The 16,569-nt window shown below is 68.2% G+C and carries 14 protein-coding genes and 1 tRNA gene; 12 read left to right on the top strand and 3 right to left on the bottom strand.

The genetic code is table 11. From position 1 onward, the window contains the following. Positions 1–283 precede the first annotated feature (283 nt). The 5 genes from fdhE (at position 284) to selD (ending at position 5,850) form a co-directional block, all read left to right on the top strand. Positions 284–1,267: a formate dehydrogenase accessory protein FdhE gene (fdhE, locus tag ROV95_RS21050; RefSeq protein WP_312546275.1), complete on the top strand. Its 984-nt coding sequence runs from the start codon at positions 284–286 to the stop codon at positions 1,265–1,267. 4 nt (positions 1,268–1,271) lie between these two features. Beyond that, on the top strand, positions 1,272–2,696 hold the full coding sequence (selA, locus tag ROV95_RS21055) for an L-seryl-tRNA(Sec) selenium transferase (protein ID WP_312546276.1): 1,425 nt from the start codon (positions 1,272–1,274) through the stop codon (positions 2,694–2,696). Next, positions 2,693–4,624 carry a selenocysteine-specific translation elongation factor gene (gene selB, locus ROV95_RS21060; RefSeq protein WP_312546277.1) on the top strand — a complete coding sequence of 644 codons (1,932 nt, stop codon included), beginning with the start codon at positions 2,693–2,695 and terminating at the stop codon, positions 4,622–4,624. Before selA ends, selB begins: the two co-directional genes overlap by 4 nt. A 24-nt stretch (positions 4,625–4,648) precedes the next feature. Beyond that, positions 4,649–4,744, top strand: a tRNA-Sec gene (locus ROV95_RS21065). A 26-nt stretch (positions 4,745–4,770) separates the two neighbouring features. After that, the gene (gene selD / locus ROV95_RS21070; RefSeq protein WP_312546278.1) at positions 4,771–5,850 is read left to right on the top strand and encodes a selenide, water dikinase SelD; all 1,080 of its coding nucleotides are present in this window, start codon (positions 4,771–4,773) and stop codon (positions 5,848–5,850) included. A gap of 57 nt (positions 5,851–5,907) precedes the next feature. Here the strand turns inward: selD and ROV95_RS21075 are convergent, their stop codons facing one another. Further along, entirely contained in the window at positions 5,908–6,768 is an 861-nt protein-coding gene (locus ROV95_RS21075; protein ID WP_019661992.1) for a YicC/YloC family endoribonuclease, read from the bottom strand. A 124-nt stretch (positions 6,769–6,892) separates the two neighbouring features. Between ROV95_RS21075 and rph the strand changes: the two genes are divergently transcribed. The 7 genes from rph to pepQ all read left to right on the top strand — a co-directional run bounded on the left by rph (position 6,893) and on the right by pepQ (position 14,133). Then, the gene (gene rph / locus ROV95_RS21080; protein WP_312546279.1) at positions 6,893–7,618 is read left to right on the top strand and encodes a ribonuclease PH; all 726 of its coding nucleotides are present in this window, start codon (positions 6,893–6,895) and stop codon (positions 7,616–7,618) included. Then, complete coding sequence (locus ROV95_RS21085; RefSeq protein ID WP_005414366.1) at positions 7,615–8,004, top strand: VOC family protein; 390 nt, start codon at positions 7,615–7,617, stop codon at positions 8,002–8,004. The genes rph and ROV95_RS21085 overlap by 4 nt, the downstream gene beginning before the upstream one ends. After that, complete coding sequence (rdgB, locus tag ROV95_RS21090) at positions 8,001–8,597, top strand: RdgB/HAM1 family non-canonical purine NTP pyrophosphatase (RefSeq protein ID WP_005410891.1); 597 nt, start codon at positions 8,001–8,003, stop codon at positions 8,595–8,597. The genes ROV95_RS21085 and rdgB overlap by 4 nt, the downstream gene beginning before the upstream one ends. A 56-nt stretch (positions 8,598–8,653) precedes the next feature. After that, positions 8,654–9,880: a radical SAM family heme chaperone HemW gene (hemW, locus tag ROV95_RS21095; protein ID WP_312546280.1), complete on the top strand. Its 1,227-nt coding sequence runs from the start codon at positions 8,654–8,656 to the stop codon at positions 9,878–9,880. Between the two features lie 195 nt (positions 9,881–10,075). Beyond that, positions 10,076–12,355, top strand: a complete 2,280-nt coding sequence (locus ROV95_RS21100) for a DUF1631 family protein (RefSeq protein WP_312546282.1) — start codon at positions 10,076–10,078, stop codon at positions 12,353–12,355. Beyond that, a complete protein-coding gene (locus ROV95_RS21105; protein WP_021203954.1) occupies positions 12,352–12,726 on the top strand; it encodes a PilZ domain-containing protein in 375 nt (124 codons plus the stop codon). Before ROV95_RS21100 ends, ROV95_RS21105 begins: the two co-directional genes overlap by 4 nt. Positions 12,727–12,801: 75 nt before the next feature. Beyond that, positions 12,802–14,133 (top strand): Xaa-Pro dipeptidase, encoded by a 1,332-nt coding sequence (gene pepQ, locus ROV95_RS21110; protein ID WP_207048903.1) that lies wholly within the window; start codon positions 12,802–12,804, stop codon positions 14,131–14,133. Between the two features lie 559 nt (positions 14,134–14,692). On the opposite strand, the gene ROV95_RS21115 is transcribed toward pepQ, so the two are convergent. Continuing rightward, a complete protein-coding gene (locus ROV95_RS21115) occupies positions 14,693–16,015 on the bottom strand; it encodes an aminopeptidase P N-terminal domain-containing protein (protein WP_111098876.1) in 1,323 nt (440 codons plus the stop codon). 5 nt (positions 16,016–16,020) lie between these two features. Next, entirely contained in the window at positions 16,021–16,569 is a 549-nt protein-coding gene (locus ROV95_RS21120) for a UPF0149 family protein (RefSeq protein WP_312546287.1), read from the bottom strand.

The raw sequence follows: 16,569 nt of genomic DNA on the forward strand, positions 1-16,569 counted from the left end.
CCATGTAAGCTCGGTCGCCGCATCCATGCGGCTCACGCCCCCGCAACCGGCCCCACCCCGCCCTCGACAGTTGGCCGCGATCTGTCGGTGGGTGCCGACCGTTGGTCGGCACTGATCGAATCCCGACCAACGCTCGGGATCCACTTTCAACCAACCGATGGGGTCAGATCCGTTTTCCTGTGGAAAACGGATCTGACCCCAACCTTTCAAATGGCCGGCAACACGCTGGACGCCAGCGCTGACAACGGCGAGGATGGAGCCTGGTTCTTCTGGCTGGCCCTGCATGGCGCAACGCATCCTTGAACCCGGTGAGATCGAGACGCTCGCCTCGCGCGATGTTCCGCGCATCATCCTGCCCGATGTCACATCACTGTTCGCTGAGCGCGCGACGCGCCTGCGCAGCCTGGCCGCGCACAGTGCCATCGGCGGCTACCTGCAGCTGCTGGCGGCGTTGGCCGATGCACAGCAGGCGCTGCTGGACGGGCTGACACCGCAACAGCGCGAGGCACTGCAATGGCAGGCACGTGCGCAGCAGTCGAGTGCGGCGGCCGGTCCCGGCATGCCATTGCGGCCGGCCAACATGCTTCAGCTGGATGGATGCTGGCGCGACTGGCTGCGCACGCTGTGCCAGCACTGTGCCGACGAGGCCGGGCTTCCGGTGGAAACCCGCCAGGAGCTGCATCGCGTCGCCGCGGCCGACGATGCCTGGCTGGATGCGCAGGCCCATGCCGTGCTGGAGCGTGATGACGCGCCATCGGTGGATGCGGTCGCTGCACTGCTGGTGATGAACGCACTGCAGGTTTACTGGGCGGTGCTCGCAGCCAGCTTCCGCCCTACCGACCTGAAGCCGCTGGCTGATGCGCCAGGGCTGTGCCCGCTGTGCGGCACGTTGCCGGTGACCAGCGTGGTGCAGGCACGCCCACCCTATGCATCCTACCGTTACCTGTCGTGCTCGCTGTGCGCCTGCCAGTGGCACTACGTGCGCGTGCAGTGCAGCCAGTGTGGTGCCGCAGGCAAGGACATCGCCTATCGCGCCCTGGCCGATGTGGACGGCGACAGCGGCGAGGCGGTGCGCGAGAGCGCGGTGCGTGCCGAGACCTGCGACCACTGCCACAGCTATCGCAAGATCCTGTATCTGGAGAAAGACCCGTCACTGGAGCCGGTGGCCGATGACCTCGGCACGCTGGCGCTGGATCTGCTGCTGGCCGAGGAAGGCTATGCGCGTGCCAGCCAGAATCCGCTGCTATGGCAATCCGACGGCGATTGAGGCGATGACAGCCATGCCCCCCGCCCCGGCATCGGCCGCCGCCCTGCCCTCGCTGGACCGGGTGCTGCGCCTGCCTGCACTGGCGCCACTGATCGAAGGCCACGGTCGAAGCCGCATCATCCAGCTGCTGCGTTCGCACCTGCAGGTGCTGCGCGACCGTATCAGCGCCGGTCAGTTGTCGACCGCGCAGCTGCAGGAAGCGGTCGACGGCCCGGCGCTGGCGACGGCAGTCGAGGCCGCACTGGCAGCTGATGCACGGCTGGACCTGCAACCGATGTTCAACCTGACCGGCACCGTACTGCATACCAACCTGGGTCGCGCATTGCTGCCCGAGGTTGCGGTGCAGGCCGTCACCCGCGCGATGACCGCGCCGGTGGATCTTGAGTTCGACGTCATCCGTGGCCGTCGCGGCGACCGCGATGCACGGGTGCAGGCATTGATCTGCGAACTGACCGGCGCCGAAGCCGCCACCGTGGTCAACAACAATGCGGCGGCGGTCCTGCTGCTGCTCAACAGCCTGGCCAACCGCGGCGAGGTGGTGGTGTCGCGCGGCGAACTGGTGGAGATCGGCGGTGCCTTCCGCATCCCCGATGTGATGCGCAGCGCGGGCGCGCGGCTGCTGGAAGTGGGTACCACTAACCGTACCCATCCGGCCGACTTCACCAACGCCATCGGCGCGCGCACAGCGCTGCTGATGGAGGTGCATGCCAGCAACTACGCGATCACCGGATTCACTGCCAAGGTCGACACTGCGGCAATGGCTGCGATCGCGCACGAACATGGCCTGCCGCTGGTGGTGGACCTGGGCAGTGGCAGTCTGTGCGAGCTGGCGGCCTTCGGCCTGCCGCACGAGCCCACCGTGCAGGAAGCACTGGCGGCCGGCGCCGATCTGGTTTCGTTCAGTGGCGACAAACTGCTGGGCGGGCCCCAAGCCGGGATCATCGCCGGCCGCGCCGACCTGATTGCACGGATCAACCGCAACCCGCTGAAGCGGGCACTGCGCATGGACAAGATGGGCCTGGCCGCACTGGAAGCGGTGCTGACCCTGTACCGCGAACCGGAGCTGCTGGCACAGCGGCTGCCCACCCTGCGCACCCTGTCGCGCACGCAGGATGACGTTGCTGCGCAGGCCCATCGCCTGCTGGAGCCGATGAAGTCCATGCTGGCAGACGACTACACCCTTGAAGAGGCCTCAATGCACAGCCAGATCGGCAGCGGCGCCCAGCCACAGGCGCAGCTGGCCAGCGCCGGACTGCGCATTGCCAGCGCACGCCGGGGCGGACTGGATCGCCTGGCCAAGCGCTTGCGTCAGCTACCGCGCCCGGTGCTGGGCCGCATTGCCGATGACGCGTTGTGGCTGGACCTGCGCTGCCTGGAACCCGGGGACGAAGCGGCATTCCTCGCCCAATGGAGCGCGCTGCAGGCATGATCGTCGGCACCGCCGGGCATATCGACCATGGCAAAACAAGCCTGGTACGCGCACTGACCGGCATCGAAACCGATCGCCTGCAGGAAGAGCGTACGCGCGGCATTTCGATCGAACTGGGCTACGCCTATGTCCCGGTGGAAAGCAGGGACGTCGAAGGCTCGGCCGCGACGCTGGGCTTCGTCGACGTTCCGGGCCATGAGCGCTTCGTGCAGACGATGGTGGCCGGCGCCACGGGTATCGATGTCGCCCTGCTGGTGATCGCTGCCGACGACGGCGTGATGCCACAGACCCGCGAGCATCTGGCCATCCTGCAACTGCTGGGCGTGGACCGCGGTGCGGTGGCGCTGACCAAGATCGACCGTGTGGATGTAGCGCGCATCGCCCGGGTCGAGATCGAGATCGCTGCGCTGCTGGCCGGAACGCCGCTACAGGATTCCCCTGTATTCGCCTGCAACAGCACCTCAGCCGATGATGCCGGCATCAGTGCACTGCGTACCCAGCTGCACGCGTGGGCGGCGGACGACGCCAGCACGCGCCAGGCCGAACTGCGCAGCGAGCTGTTCCGCATGCCGGTGGACCGCGTGTTCTCGCTGGCCGGCCACGGCACGCTGGTGACCGGCGCAGTGCACGGCGGCATCGCCGCGGTGGGTGAGCATCTGCAGCTGATGCCGGCCGCCACTGAAGTGCGCATACGCAGCATCCACGCGCAGAACCAGGCCAGTGACCACGCGATGGCCGGGCAGCGCTGCGCGCTGAACCTGGCGGCCATCGCCCGTGATGACATCCGCCGCGGTGACTGGATCGCCGACGCACGCGCACTGCTGGCCACCACCCGCGTTGATGTGCGGTTGCGGCTGTCCGCGTTGGCCGCACCGTTGCGCGACTGGGCACCGCTGCATATCCACTGGGGCACGATGCACCGGCAGGCCCATGTGGTGCTGCTGGAGAACCATGACCACGGTGATGGGCAGTTGGTGCAGCTGGTGTTCGATGCTCCGGTCTGTGCGATGTGTGGCGACCGCTTCATTGCCCGCGATTCAGCGGCCACCCACACGCTGGGCGGCGGCCTCGTGCTCGATCCGGACCCGCCACAGCGGCGCCGACGCAGTCCTGCACGGCTCGCATGGCTGGGAGCACTGGAGCAACTGGCCGCGGGTGCGGGAATCGGCCCACTGTTGCAGCAGGCGCCCTTCGGTGTTGCCATGGCCGCGCTGCAGCGCTACTGCCGGCGCGCCGCCGACCGGATCGTTCTTCCCGCAGGCGCACAGCGCGTCATCACCCGCGAAGACACGGTGGTCATCCTCGCCTCGCACTGGCAGCTGCTGCGCGAGCAGGTAGTCACCTCACTGCGCAGTTGGCATGAGCGACGCCCCGACGAACCCGGTGTCGACAGCGGCCGCCTGCAGCGCAGCACCCTGCCCTCGCTTGCAGCGAGCCTCTGGAATGCCCTGCTGCAGGAGCTACTGGACGACGGCAGTGTGCAACGCGTGGGTGCCTGGTGGCGCCTGCCCGGCCATGACCATGCGCCACCGGAACGCGAGCGTCTGCTGCTGGAACGCGTGCTGCCGCAACTGCACGCCGGGGGCTTCGATCCACCGTGGGTGCGCACCCTTGCTGCCGAGATCGGAATGGCCGAAGACGAGATCCGCGCCGTCCTGCGCCGCGCCACCGCACGTGGCGAGCTGTTCCAGGTGGTGCCGGACCTGTTCTATGCACCCGCACGCATTGCCGAACTCGCCGCGATCGTCGCGCAGCTGTCACGGGCCAGCGGCACGGTGGATGCGGCCACCTTCCGCGATGCCATCGGCCTGGGCCGCAAGCGCAGCATCCAGATCTTGGAGTTCTTCAATCGCGTTGGCTACACTCGACGCGTCGGTGACCAGCATCGGCCGCGTGGCGACCTGCAGTGGAACGCAGCCCGCGACTGAGCCCACCGCTACCGCCGTACTTTCGGAAGGCATGCGCATCCGGGCATGCGGCTGGGCTTCAAACCCAGTAGGGGGCGTCGATCGTTCCCTGGTAGGTTCGACTCCTGCTGTCTTCCGCCATTCGTGTTTCCGCTGGAGATGTCGGCATGGCCACGCACGTGCAGTCCCCCGCCCCGTCAACGGCCGATGCCCCGCAACGACTGACGTCTCTCGCGCATGGCGGCGGCTGCGGCTGCAAGATCGCGCCGGGCGTGCTGAGCGAACTGCTGCGCGGCGTTCCAGCACTTCCGGCACCGGCCGAACTGCTGGTTGGCCGCGAGACCAGCGACGACGCCGCGGTGTACCGCCTCGATGATCGCCAGGCGATTGTCGCCACCACCGATTTCTTCATGCCGATCGTCGACGATCCGTTCGATTTCGGCCGCATCGCCGCCACCAACGCGTTGTCGGACCTGTACGCGATGGGCGCCCGGCCATTGTTCGCACTGGCCATCGTCGGCATGCCAATCAACACGCTGCCGCAGGACACCATCCGCGGCATCCTGCAGGGCGGAGAACGCGCCTGCGCCGACGCCGGCATCGTGGTGGCCGGTGGTCACAGCATCGATTCGGTGGAACCGATCTATGGCCTTGCCGCGATCGGCGTGCTCGATCCGCAACGCCTCAAGCGCAATGCCGATGCCCGTGCCGGCGATGTGCTGGTGCTGGGCAAGCCGCTGGGCGTGGGTGTGTATTCGTCAGCACTGAAGAAAGAAGTGCTGGATGCCGACGGCTACCGGCAGATGATCGCGTCGACCACCCGCCTGAACACCGTGGGCGTGCCCCTGGCTGCGCTGGACGGCGTGCATGCCATGACCGACGTCACCGGCTTCGGCCTGCTCGGCCACCTGCTGGAAGTGTGCCGCGCCAGTGGTGTCGCTGCCGAGGTGGACAGTGCACAGGTGCCGCTGCTGCCGCAGGCGCTGGAGCTGCTGCAGCGTGGCTGCGTGACCGGCGCATCCAACCGCAACTGGGCCTCGTATGGTGCCGAGGTGCGTTTCGCCGATGGGTTGCCGGCACACTGGCAGCCGCTGCTGACCGACCCGCAGACCAGCGGCGGCCTGCTGGTGTCCTGTGCCCCGGAAGCGGTGGACGCGGTGCTGGCCTGTTTCCACGACGCAGGGCTCGTCCAGGCGGCCGTGGTGGGGCGGCTGGCCGAAGGAGCGCCGGGCGTCAGCGTGCGCTGATGCGCTGGAACGACAAGGGCGCCCGAAGGCGCCCCTGCTGTATCGCTGGATGCAACATCATTCGATGTTCTGCACCTGCTCGCGGATCTGGTCGATCAGCACCTTCAGCTCCACCGCGGCATTGGACGTGCGGCTGTCCACCGACTTCGAGCCCAGCGTGTTGGCTTCGCGGTTGAACTCCTGCAGCAGGAAGTCCAGGCGGCGGCCGACCGGCTCGCGCTGCTTGAGCACGCGGCGGATCTCGACGATGTGGCTGCCGAGGCGGTCCAGCTCTTCATCCACGTCCAGCTTCTGCAGCCACAGCACCAGCTCCTGTTCGGCACGACCCGGGTCGACCGGGTGCGGCAGGTCGGCCAGGCGTGCGGCCAGCTTGGCGCGCTGGCCGTCGCGAATGGCCGGAATCAGCGTGCGCACTTCGGTGGCGATGCGCTCGATGCCGTCCACACGCTCGCTGATGGCCGCAGACAACTTGCCGCCTTCGCGCTCACGGGCCTCGACGAAGCCATCCAGCACCTGGTCCAGCAGCGCCAGCGCCTCGACCTGCAGGGCGGCGGCATCGGTGGCCTCGCCACGGGTCACACCCGGCAGTTGCAGCAGGTCGGTGAAGCTGACCTGGAGGTTGGGGAAATCGGAGGTCAGCCGGTGCGCAAGGCGACCCAGCTGGCCCAGCAGCGCCTCGTCCACCTGCAGGTTGGCCGCCGCTTCCGGCGCGCGCAGGCGCATCACCAGATCCAGCTTGCCACGGCTCAGGCGCGCGGCGATGCGCTCGCGCAGCTGCGGTTCCAGCGCCCGCAGCTCCTCGGGCAGGCGGGTGCCGACCTCCAGGAAGCGGTGGTTGACCGAGCGCAGCTCGCAGCCCAGCGTGCCCCACGGGGTGACCCGCTCGCCGCCGGCATAGGCGGTCATGCTTCGAATCATGGATTGTGTCCGGTGCGTCCAAAGGGGGAATGGTACCCTAGCGCCCTCACCAGAGCCCCCTTGCCCGCCCCGTGAAGGCCGCGGGCGTGGCGGCGTACTCCCTCGCCATTACGGAACCCGCACCATGTCCAATTCCCGCCCCAGCGGCCGCCAGCCCGACCAGCTCCGCCCGGTCGTCATCCAACGCGGCTTCACCCGCCACGCCGAAGGTTCGGTGCTGGTGTGCTTCGGCGAAACCCGCGTGCTGTGCACCGCCAGCGTCGAGAACCGCGTGCCGGGCTTCCTGCGCGGCAAGGGCGAAGGCTGGGTCACCGCCGAGTACGGCATGCTGCCGCGCGCCACCCATACCCGCAGCGACCGCGAAGCGGCCCGTGGCAAGCAGGGCGGCCGCACGCTGGAGATCCAGCGCCTGATCGGCCGCAGCCTGCGTGCCTGCGTGGACCGCAATGCGCTGGGCGAACGCACCATCACCCTCGACTGCGACGTGCTGCAGGCCGACGGTGGCACCCGCACCGCCGCCATCACCGGCGCCTATGTGGCGCTGGTCGATGCGGTGAACGTGCTGATGAAGCGTGGCGACATCAAGCGCAACCCGGTCCTGGGCGCAGTGGCTGCCGTGTCGGTAGGCGTGTACCGCGGCACCCCGGTGCTGGACCTGGACTACGCCGAAGACAGCGACTGCGACACCGACATGAACGTGGTGATGAACGACGGTGGCGGCTTCATCGAGCTGCAGGGCACCGCCGAAGGCCACGCCTTCCGTCGCGATGAACTGGACGCGCTGCTGGGCTTGGCCGAGAAGGGCGTGGCCGAGCTGCTGGCCGCGCAGCAGGCGGCGCTGTCGGCATGAACCGCCGCATCGCCCTGACCACCCTGGTGGTGGCCGACTATGACGAAGCCATTGCCTGGTACACCGGCAAGCTCGGCTTCGCACTGTTGGAGGACATCGACCAGGGCCACAAGCGCTGGGTGGTGGTCGGCCCGACAGACGGCAGCGCCGCCGCCCTGCTGCTGGCCCGCGCCAGCGACGAGGAACAGCGCAGCCGCATCGGCAACCAGACCGGCGGCCGCGTCGGCTTCTTCCTCAACACCGACGACTTCCGCCGCGACCACGCGGCGATGGTCGCCGCCGGCGTCGAGTTCCTGGAAGCGCCGCGCGAAGAACCCTATGCAACGGTTGCGGTATTCCGCGATCTGTATGGCAACACCTGGGACCTGCTGGAGCCCCGTCAATGAAGAAACTGGTACTGGCCAGCCACAACGCCGGCAAGCTGGTGGAGATGCAGGAGATCCTTGCCGATCTGCCGCTGCAGATCACCTCGGCCGCCGAACTGGGCCTGGGCGATGTGGAAGAGACCGGCCTGACCTTCGTCGAGAACGCGCTGCTGAAGGCACGCGCGGCCTGCGAAGCGACCGGCCTGCCGGCGCTGGCCGATGATTCGGGCCTGATCGTCGATGCCCTCGGCGGTGCGCCGGGCCTGTACAGCGCACGCTATGCCGGCCACCCGACCAATGCTGCGGCCAACAATGCCAAGCTGCTGGACGCGATGGCCGACATTCCCGATGGCCAGCGCAGCGCCCGCTTCTATGCGGTGATCGTGCTGCTGCGCCACGCCACCGACCCGCAGCCGCTGATCTGCGAAGGCCGCTGGGAAGGCCAGATCATCCGCGAACTGCGCGGCACCAATGGTTTCGGCTACAACCCGGTATTCCTGGACACAACCCACGGCCTGACCGCCGCGGAAATGGAGCCGGCACTGAAGAACGCCATCAGCCACCGCGCCATTGCCCTGCAGCAGCTCAAGCAGCAACTGGCGACGCTGTACTGACGCCACCCGATCGACCCTGGGAAGCCGGCCAGCGGCCGGCACTACCGAAGAAGCCCATGCCGCACGCCCACGACCACTGCAACCACCTGCCCGGCGAAGCCTGCTCCGCCGACCACGACAACCCGCCGCGGCTGGTGCCGCCACCGCTGTCGTTGTACGTGCACCTGCCGTGGTGCGTGCGCAAATGCCCGTACTGCGATTTCAATTCGCACCAGGCCAAGGGCGAGCTGCCGTTCGACGCTTATATCGATGCGCTGCTGCGCGACCTCGACCAGGACCTGCCGCTGGTCTGGGGCCGGGTGGTGCACAGCGTGTTCTTCGGTGGCGGCACGCCCAGCCTGTTTCCGCCGGAGGCGATCGACCGCTTCCTGCAGCAGGCCAGCGCGCGCCTGCGCTTTGCCCCCAACGCCGAAATCACCCTGGAAACCAACCCGGGCACCGCCGAGCATGGCCGCTTCGACCGCTACCGCGCGGCCGGCGTCAACCGCCTCAGCTTCGGCATCCAGAGTTTCGACGATGCGATGCTCAAGCGCCTGGGCCGCATCCACGACAGTGGCGAAGCCGAGCGCGCGGTAAAGATGGCGCAGGACGCGGGCTACGACAACTTCAACATCGACCTGATGTATGCGCTGCCGGAACAGACCCTGGCCGGTGCCGAGGCCGACCTGGAACGCGCGTTCGCGCTGCAGCCGGCACACATCTCCCACTACCAGCTGACCCTGGAACCGAACACGGTGTTCTTCGCGCGGCCGCCGCAGGGCATTCCCGACGAAGACAACGCCTGGGACATGCAGGAACACTGCCAGGCATTGCTGGCACAGGCCGGTTTCGGCCAGTACGAGGTCAGCGCCTATGCGCGCCCCGGCCGGCAGAGCGCGCACAACCTGAACTACTGGCGCTTCGGCGACTACCTGGGCATCGGTGCCGGCGCGCACGGCAAGATCAGTTCCGGCGCCGAGGAGCATGTGCTGCGGCGTTGGAAGCTGAAGCACCCGCAGGCCTACCTGGACAGCGCCGGAACGCCCGCCTCGTTCGGCGGCGACGACGTGATCGCGCCGGAGCGCCTGCCGTTCGAATACATGCTCAACCTGCTGCGCCTGCACGAAGGTTTTGGCCTGCGCGATTTCGAGTCGCGCACGGGGCTGTCGCGCAGCGTGCTGGACGCTCCCCTGGCCGAGGCCGTGCAGCGCGGCTGGCTGGACATGACCGATGGCCATGTGCAGCCGACCGAGCTGGGCCGCCGATTCACCAACGATGTGGTGAGCCTGTTCCTGGAGGAGTGATCTTCGCTTGGCAGAGGGTAGTGCCGGCCACTGGCACTCCGGTAAAGACAGCGCTGCCGGCCAGCGGCCGGCAGTACCGCACATCAGGGCCATACCGGGCGGATGCGATTCCCGTTCAGCCTAAAGTAGCGCCGACTGCGGCCGACACGGTAGATTCACAAGATCGATCCGCGGGAATCCGGATACCGCCTGCCGATGTCAGCTGTCTTTTCCCTCACCTCCGCCGACGAAGCCCGGCTCGCCGCCAGCAACCTGCCACCGCGGGTGCGCGAGTTGTTGGGTGCGTTGATCCGCCTCTGCCGACAGACGCTGGCCGCGCCGCTGATCCTGACCGTCGAAGCGTTGGAGCAGACCCTGCTGCACGATGCCGATCGCGCACGCAATCCGCAGCAGCAGGCCGAGCTGATGGCCCAGCGTGATCAGTTGCACGCCTTTTCCGGTCATTTCGCTGACCGCATGCTTGATGCCGTGGCCGATGCGCTGATACGGCTGCGCGAACCCACGGCCCACTTCAGCCCCGGTTCCACGCCACCGCCGCTGCCCGGCATGCTCGGGCTGTCGCTGGTCGATGAACATGAAGTGGACCGCGACCTGCTGCTGACCGAGATGGTGCGGCGGGAGACGCTGCGTTCGACCAACACGCTCAACTTGCTGGGCCAACGCCTGGGCGTACTGGCGGCAGCACCGGCCTTCGAGGCCGACACCCTGCCGCTGGCACCGCAGGCACTGTGCGCCATGCTGCGCCGGATTGCCGAACAGGATTCGCTCACCGTCGACGTTCAGCTGGCGCTGTACCGCAGCTTCGAACGCCAGGTGCTGGAACGCCTGGGCGACATCCTCGACCGTGCCAATGCCCTGTTGGCCCAGCACGGCGTGCTGCCCGGCCTGGTCTACACCCCCTATCTGGCGCGTTCATCGAGCACCCGGCGGATCATCACCCAGTCGGTGGGCGGTGGTCGCGCCACGCAGCCGGCAAAGCGTGCCGCCGCGCCACTGACCGGCTGGAACGGATCGGCACCGGCCGGCTCCTGGTCGAGCCTGGTGCAGGACGCTTTCCAGGATGACAGCACAGCCGGCGCGGCCTCGCCGGGCCTGACCACCTCCACGGGCCGCGCGCTGCATGCGCTGCTGCAGCAGGCACGCCATGCCAGCGCAGCACCTGCGGATCGCGATGCAGTGCCGAGCGCGGCCGTGGATGCGGTTCTCGCACGCCTGCAGGCGCAGTCCAGCGCCGCCACCGGCGTAGCCGACCTGCAGGCGGCCGTGGTGGCGCAACTGCGCAGCGAGCATGGCACGCAGGCCCAGCTGGGCAGCCACGACCGCGACAGCCTCGACCTGCTGCGCATGCTGATGCAGCAGGTGCAACAGCAGCAGCGTCCCGATCCAGTGCCGGCCGCGCTGCTGGCGCGCCTGCAGGTACCCCTGGCACGCGCCGCCATGGCCGATCCGGGCTTCTTCGTGCGCGACGAACACCCCGCGCGCGAACTGCTCAACCAGATTGCCGAAGTCGGCGCCCACTGGCTGGGCGACGAGGATGTCGACCCGCAGTTGCTGCAGCGCATGGCGCAGAGCGTGCAGGGCCTGCTGGGCCAGGATGCGCGGGCGCCGGAGGCCTTCGCCAGCGCGAACGAGGAAGTGCAGCAGCATCAGCGCGCCGCAGCGCATCGCGCCGAGCTGGCCGAGCGCCGCCATGTGGAAGCCGCCCGCGGCAAGGAGCGGCTGGAAATTGCCCGCCGCCAGGCCACCGCGCAGATCGACCAGTGCTGCGACGCGCAGTCGCCGCCGCGCTTCGTGCAGACCCTGCTGCGCCAGGCCTGGGCCGATGCACTGACCCTCACCCGCCTGCGCCATGGCGACGATTCACCGCAGTGGCAGGAACGACTGCAACAGACCGAGCGCATCGCTGCCATTACCGCCCAGGCCATCGATGCCCCCGGCGGCACCGATACCGCGCTGGCAGCGGACGTGGAGGCGGCCCTGCTGCAGGTCGGCTACCACGCCGAGGAAGCCGCCGCCGTCGCGCGCAGGCTGGCCACGCCCGGTGGCGAGGATGAAAGCACCTCGCGTACCGAGCTCAGCGCACGCCTGAAGGCACGTGCGCGCCTGGGCGAGCACGCTGGTACACCCACCGGCACCTCGCCTGCAACGCCCCGCAGCAGTGCCGAAGAAGCCGCCTACCAGCAACTGTCCACGCTCCCGTTCGGCAGCTGGTTCGACATCGATACCGGTGATGGCACGCTGCGACGCCAGCGCCTGTCCTGGTACAGCCTGCTGACCGGCCACGCCCTGTTCGTCAATCCGCGCGGGCAGAAGATCGCCGATACCGACCTTGATACGCTGGCCCGGCAGATCAGTGCCGGCCGCGCGCAGCTGGTCACCGAAGACAAGGGCCGGCTGGTCGACCGTGCCTGGGAAGCCAGCCTCGGCACGCTGCGCGCACTGGCCACGGGCCGCGCACAGGAGACCCCCGCATGAAGGCCGTACCGCCGCAGGACACCCGCCGCGCGCCGCGCCGCCAGGTCTCGGACCTGGTGCCGGTCACCGACCAGATGCGCGAGTGCGTGGTCGGGCGCCTCGGCAATGTCTCCGAAACCGGCATGCTGATGCTGGCCAGCGTGCCGCTGCGCGAGGATGCGCTGTACCAGCTGCGCTTCCCGTTGCCACTGGGTGATGGCCGCCAGCAGGCCATCGACGTGGGCGTGCATCTGCTATGGAGCGAGCCCGCGCACGTACCAGGGCAGAGCTGGACCGGCTTCCGCTTCCTCACCCTGTCACGCGAGCATCGGCAGCTGCTGCGGCAGTGGGTGGGCGAGGACGGCGACGAGGGACCGGTTTCGACGGCCTGAGTGCCGGTTCCGGCACAGCGGTTTTTCGCGGTATGCGGCAGAATCTAGGACCGTTTTCCGTGTCGAGCCACCGCAATGATCCAGCAAGACCCCGGCGCCCTGTATTCCGACCACCTGGCCGTGCTGTGCCGACGTGCCGAACAGGCGCTGGCCCGCGGCGGCTTCGACCATCTGGTGGTGCCCAGCGGCACCCTGCACTACCAGGTGTTCGACGACCGCGATTACCCGTATGCGGTCAATCCTCAGTTCAAGGCCTGGTTGCCGCTGACCCGCGTGCCCAACAGCTGGATCGTGTTTACTCCGGGCAAGCGCCCGGCCGTGATCTTCCACCAGCCCTTCGACTACTGGCACGTGGTGCCGGACGCCCCCAGCGGCTGGTGGGTGGAGCACTTCGACATCCACATCATCCGCAAGCCGGACGAAGCACTGGCCCTGCTGCCGGCCGACCCGTCACGCTGCGCCATCCTCGGCGAGCCGCAGAGCGCGCTGGGCAACTACGTGCCGAACAACCCGGCGCCGGTGGTGAACTACCTGGAATGGCACCGCGGCAGCAAGACGCCGTATGAAATCGCACTGATGCGCCAGGCCCAGGTGCTGGGCGTGCGCGGCCACCGCGCCGCCGAGGCCGCGTTCCGCAACGGTGCCGACGAATTCAGCATCCACATGGCGTACTGCCAGGCGGTGGGCCAGGATGCCAACGAGCTGCCGTACGGCAACATCGTGGCGTTGAACGAACACGCCGCCGTGCTGCACTACACCGAGCTGGGTCGCAAGGCACCGCAACCGCTGCGCAGCTTCCTGATCGATGCCGGTGCCAGCGCGCACGGCTACGCCAGTGACATCACCCGCACCTACGCCGCCCAGGGCCACGACGAATTCGCCGCGATGATCGCCGCCGTCGACGCCGCCCAGCAGCAGATGTGCGCGGCGGTGCGCCCGGGCTTCGACTACAAGCAGCTGCACGTGGACGCGCATCTTTCGCTGATGGGCGTGCTGAAGGACTTCGGCGTGATCAAGGTCTCGCCGCAGACCGCGCTGGAGACCGGCGTCAGCGCCGCGTTCTTCCCGCACGGCATCGGCCACCTGATCGGCCTGCAGGTGCACGACGTGGCCGGCTTCGCGGCCAGCGACGAAGGCGGCCGCATCGAACGCCCGGCCGGCCACCCGTACCTGCGCCTGACCCGCGTGCTGGAACCGGGCATGGTGGTGACCATCGAACCGGGCCTGTACTTCATCGACATGCTGTTGAACGAAGTGAAGGACGCCGGCCATGGTGATGCGATCAACTGGGACCGTGTGGACTTCTTCCGTCCGTATGGCGGCATCCGCATCGAAGACGAAGTGCTGTGCACTGAGGGCGAGGCGGACAACCTGACGCGGCCGGCGTTTGCGGCGGCCAACGGCTGAGCCCCTCGTGGTTGGTCGCTTGGAGCAAAAGCCGCGCTTTGCCGGGCGGGGTGGGTTTGCAGGACACGCCGTAAACCCATCCATGGGGGCTCGATGGCGCCATCCATGGCGCCAACGGTCCTGCAAACCCACGCCGCCCGGCCTTTGACAGTTTCCTGCGCGCGTCCAACCACGGAAAAGAAAAAGAAAAGCAGAAGCGGGTCGCTCGCTGCGCTCGCTCTGTGTCAACCACGGTCGACACCTACCCAACAGCCGCAATTGCCAGTAGATCCACGCCATGCGTGGATGATTCATTCGATATCTGACAGATGTGCCGACCAACGGTCGGCACCCACCAACAGCCGCGTGAACCTATCGAAGGCGGGGCACTGTGGGTTTGCGGGGTGTGAGCCGCATGGATGCGGCGACCAAGCCTCCAGGGATGGATTCACGGCGTCCCCGCAAACCCACAGTGCCCCGCCATCCCACGGAATGCCCGCTGTTGCTGTTGCTGTTGAGGTTGCCGGCCAGCGGCCGGCACTACCGCGGGTGCAGGGCTGCAAGCCCTGCAGGACACCCCTTACCCCGCCATCACCGCTTCGATCTCGTCGGCGCTGCGCGCCAGGCCTTCGGTCAACACGCGATGGCCATCGTCGGTGATCAGCACGTCATCCTCGGTGCGGATACCGATACCGCGCCAGCGCGGCTCCACCGTCGTGTCATCCACGCCGATGTACAACCCAGGCTCGATGGTGAACGCCATGCCCGGCTCCAGCAGACGCGAGTCACCGGCCAAGCGGTAGTCGCCCACGTCGTGCACGTCCATGCCGATCCAGTGCCCGGTCTTGTGCCGGTAGAAGCGCTGGTACAGGCCCTCGGACAGGTTCTTTTCCAGCGTGCCCTTCAGCAGGCCCAGCCGCAGCAGGCCCTCGGTCAAGGTCTGCACTGCGGCCAGATGGCCGGCCTCGTAGGGCACGCCTGGCCTGGCCTGGGCCAGCGCCGCCGCCTGCGCCTCGCCGACCAGGTCGTGCAGCGCGCGCTGCTCGGCACTGAAGCGGCCGTTCACCGGGAAGGTGCGGGTGATGTCGCTGGCGTAGCCGCGGTACTCGGCACCGGCATCGATCAGTACCAACTCGCCATCGCGCGACCGCGCGTTGTTGTCGCGGTAATGCAGGATGCAAGCATTGCGGCCGGCGCCGACGATGCTGCAGTACGCGGGCACCGCATCGTTGGCGCGGAACACGCGTTCCAGCTCGGCCTGCAGTTCGTACTCGTGGATGCCGGCCCTGGCGGCCTTCATCGCCGCCAGATGCGCACGCACGCTGATCTGTGCGGCGTGGTGCATCAGTGCCACTTCGGCGCCGGACTTGAACAGACGCTGCTCGTGCAGCAGGTGGCCCAGCTCCAGGAACTCATGTGGCGGCTGCGCACCGTGGCGTACCTGCGAACGCACGCGGTTGACCCAGCCGATCAGCTTCAGGTCGAAGTCGGCGTCGCGGCCGAAGTGGTAATACACGCGCGAGCGCCCTTCCAGCAGGCCCGGCAGGATGTCGTCCAGATCGTCGATCGGGTAGGCATCGTCCATGCCGTACTGGGCCACCGCGCCTTCCTGGCCGGCGCGGCTGCCATCCCAGGCTTCGCGCTCGGCATCGCGCTCGCGGCAGAACAGGATGGCCTCGCCGTGGCGTCGGCCCGGAATCAGCACCAGCACCGCTTCCGGCTCCGGGAAGCCGCTCAGGTACTGGAAATCCGAATCCTGCCGGAACGGGTAATGGGTATCGAGGCTGCGCACCTTTTCGGCTGCGGCTGGCAGCACCAGGATCGCGTCCTCGCCGGCCATGTCCATCAGCTGGCGGCGACGACGCTTGTATTCGCCGGCCGCAATGCCGGTGCGCTGCTTGATGTCCATCAGTTCAGGCGCTGGCGGTGGCGCGAGGCCAGCACCACGTCGCCGTGCAGCAGCAGCACCGCCACGCGGATGAATTCCTCGATCTCCGACAGCGCTTCGTCGTCATCATCGCCGCCGGCCTCGAAATCCTCGCTGGAGGCGCGTGCCAGGCTGGCCATGTCGGTCAGCGCTTCTTCACCCTCTTTGGACAGGGCCGGGCGACGGCCGCCGCTGCCCAGGCCGAAACCACCCAGGAAGGAACGGGTCCAGCTGAACATGGCATCGGCCTGTGCGGACACCTCGTCGGTGTCAGCCAGCAACAGTTCGAAGGCGAAGTCACGGTCTTCCAGCTGCTTGATGGTGGCCTGCAGCAGCTGCCCCAGCACGCTGTCGGCGGCCACCGGCGGCAGATTGTCGTCGGCCAGCACGCGCGCCGGCCAGTCGTTGCCGGGGGCACCGCCGGCGGCCAGCCAGCCACACAGCGCACCATGCAGCTCGGCAGCGGTGGCGCCCAGGCCCAGCTCCTGGCTGGCGCGGGTAACGTCGTCGACGGAGGGAAGTTCGGTCAT

The sequence above is a fragment of the Stenotrophomonas maltophilia group sp. msm1 genome (genome assembly GCF_032025805.1).
Classification (GTDB): Bacteria; Pseudomonadota; Gammaproteobacteria; order Xanthomonadales; family Xanthomonadaceae; genus Stenotrophomonas; species Stenotrophomonas hibiscicola.

Excerpts from the sequence above, each read along its gene's own strand:
- fdhE (WP_312546275.1), top strand. The coding sequence starts at position 284 with ATGGCGCAACGCATCCTTGAACCCGGTGAGATCGAGACGCTCGCCTCG.
- selA (WP_312546276.1), top strand. The coding sequence starts at position 1,272 with ATGACAGCCATGCCCCCCGCCCCGGCATCGGCCGCCGCCCTGCCCTCG.
- selB (WP_312546277.1), top strand. The coding sequence starts at position 2,693 with ATGATCGTCGGCACCGCCGGGCATATCGACCATGGCAAAACAAGCCTG.
- selD (WP_312546278.1), top strand. The coding sequence starts at position 4,771 with ATGGCCACGCACGTGCAGTCCCCCGCCCCGTCAACGGCCGATGCCCCG.
- ROV95_RS21075 (WP_019661992.1), bottom strand. The coding sequence starts at position 6,768 with ATGATTCGAAGCATGACCGCCTATGCCGGCGGCGAGCGGGTCACCCCG.
- rph (WP_312546279.1), top strand. The coding sequence starts at position 6,893 with ATGTCCAATTCCCGCCCCAGCGGCCGCCAGCCCGACCAGCTCCGCCCG.
- ROV95_RS21085 (WP_005414366.1), top strand. The coding sequence starts at position 7,615 with ATGAACCGCCGCATCGCCCTGACCACCCTGGTGGTGGCCGACTATGAC.
- rdgB (WP_005410891.1), top strand. The coding sequence starts at position 8,001 with ATGAAGAAACTGGTACTGGCCAGCCACAACGCCGGCAAGCTGGTGGAG.
- hemW (WP_312546280.1), top strand. The coding sequence starts at position 8,654 with ATGCCGCACGCCCACGACCACTGCAACCACCTGCCCGGCGAAGCCTGC.
- ROV95_RS21100 (WP_312546282.1), top strand. The coding sequence starts at position 10,076 with ATGTCAGCTGTCTTTTCCCTCACCTCCGCCGACGAAGCCCGGCTCGCC.
- ROV95_RS21105 (WP_021203954.1), top strand. The coding sequence starts at position 12,352 with ATGAAGGCCGTACCGCCGCAGGACACCCGCCGCGCGCCGCGCCGCCAG.
- pepQ (WP_207048903.1), top strand. The coding sequence starts at position 12,802 with ATGATCCAGCAAGACCCCGGCGCCCTGTATTCCGACCACCTGGCCGTG.
- ROV95_RS21120 (WP_312546287.1), bottom strand. The coding sequence starts at position 16,569 with ATGACCGAACTTCCCTCCGTCGACGACGTTACCCGCGCCAGCCAGGAG.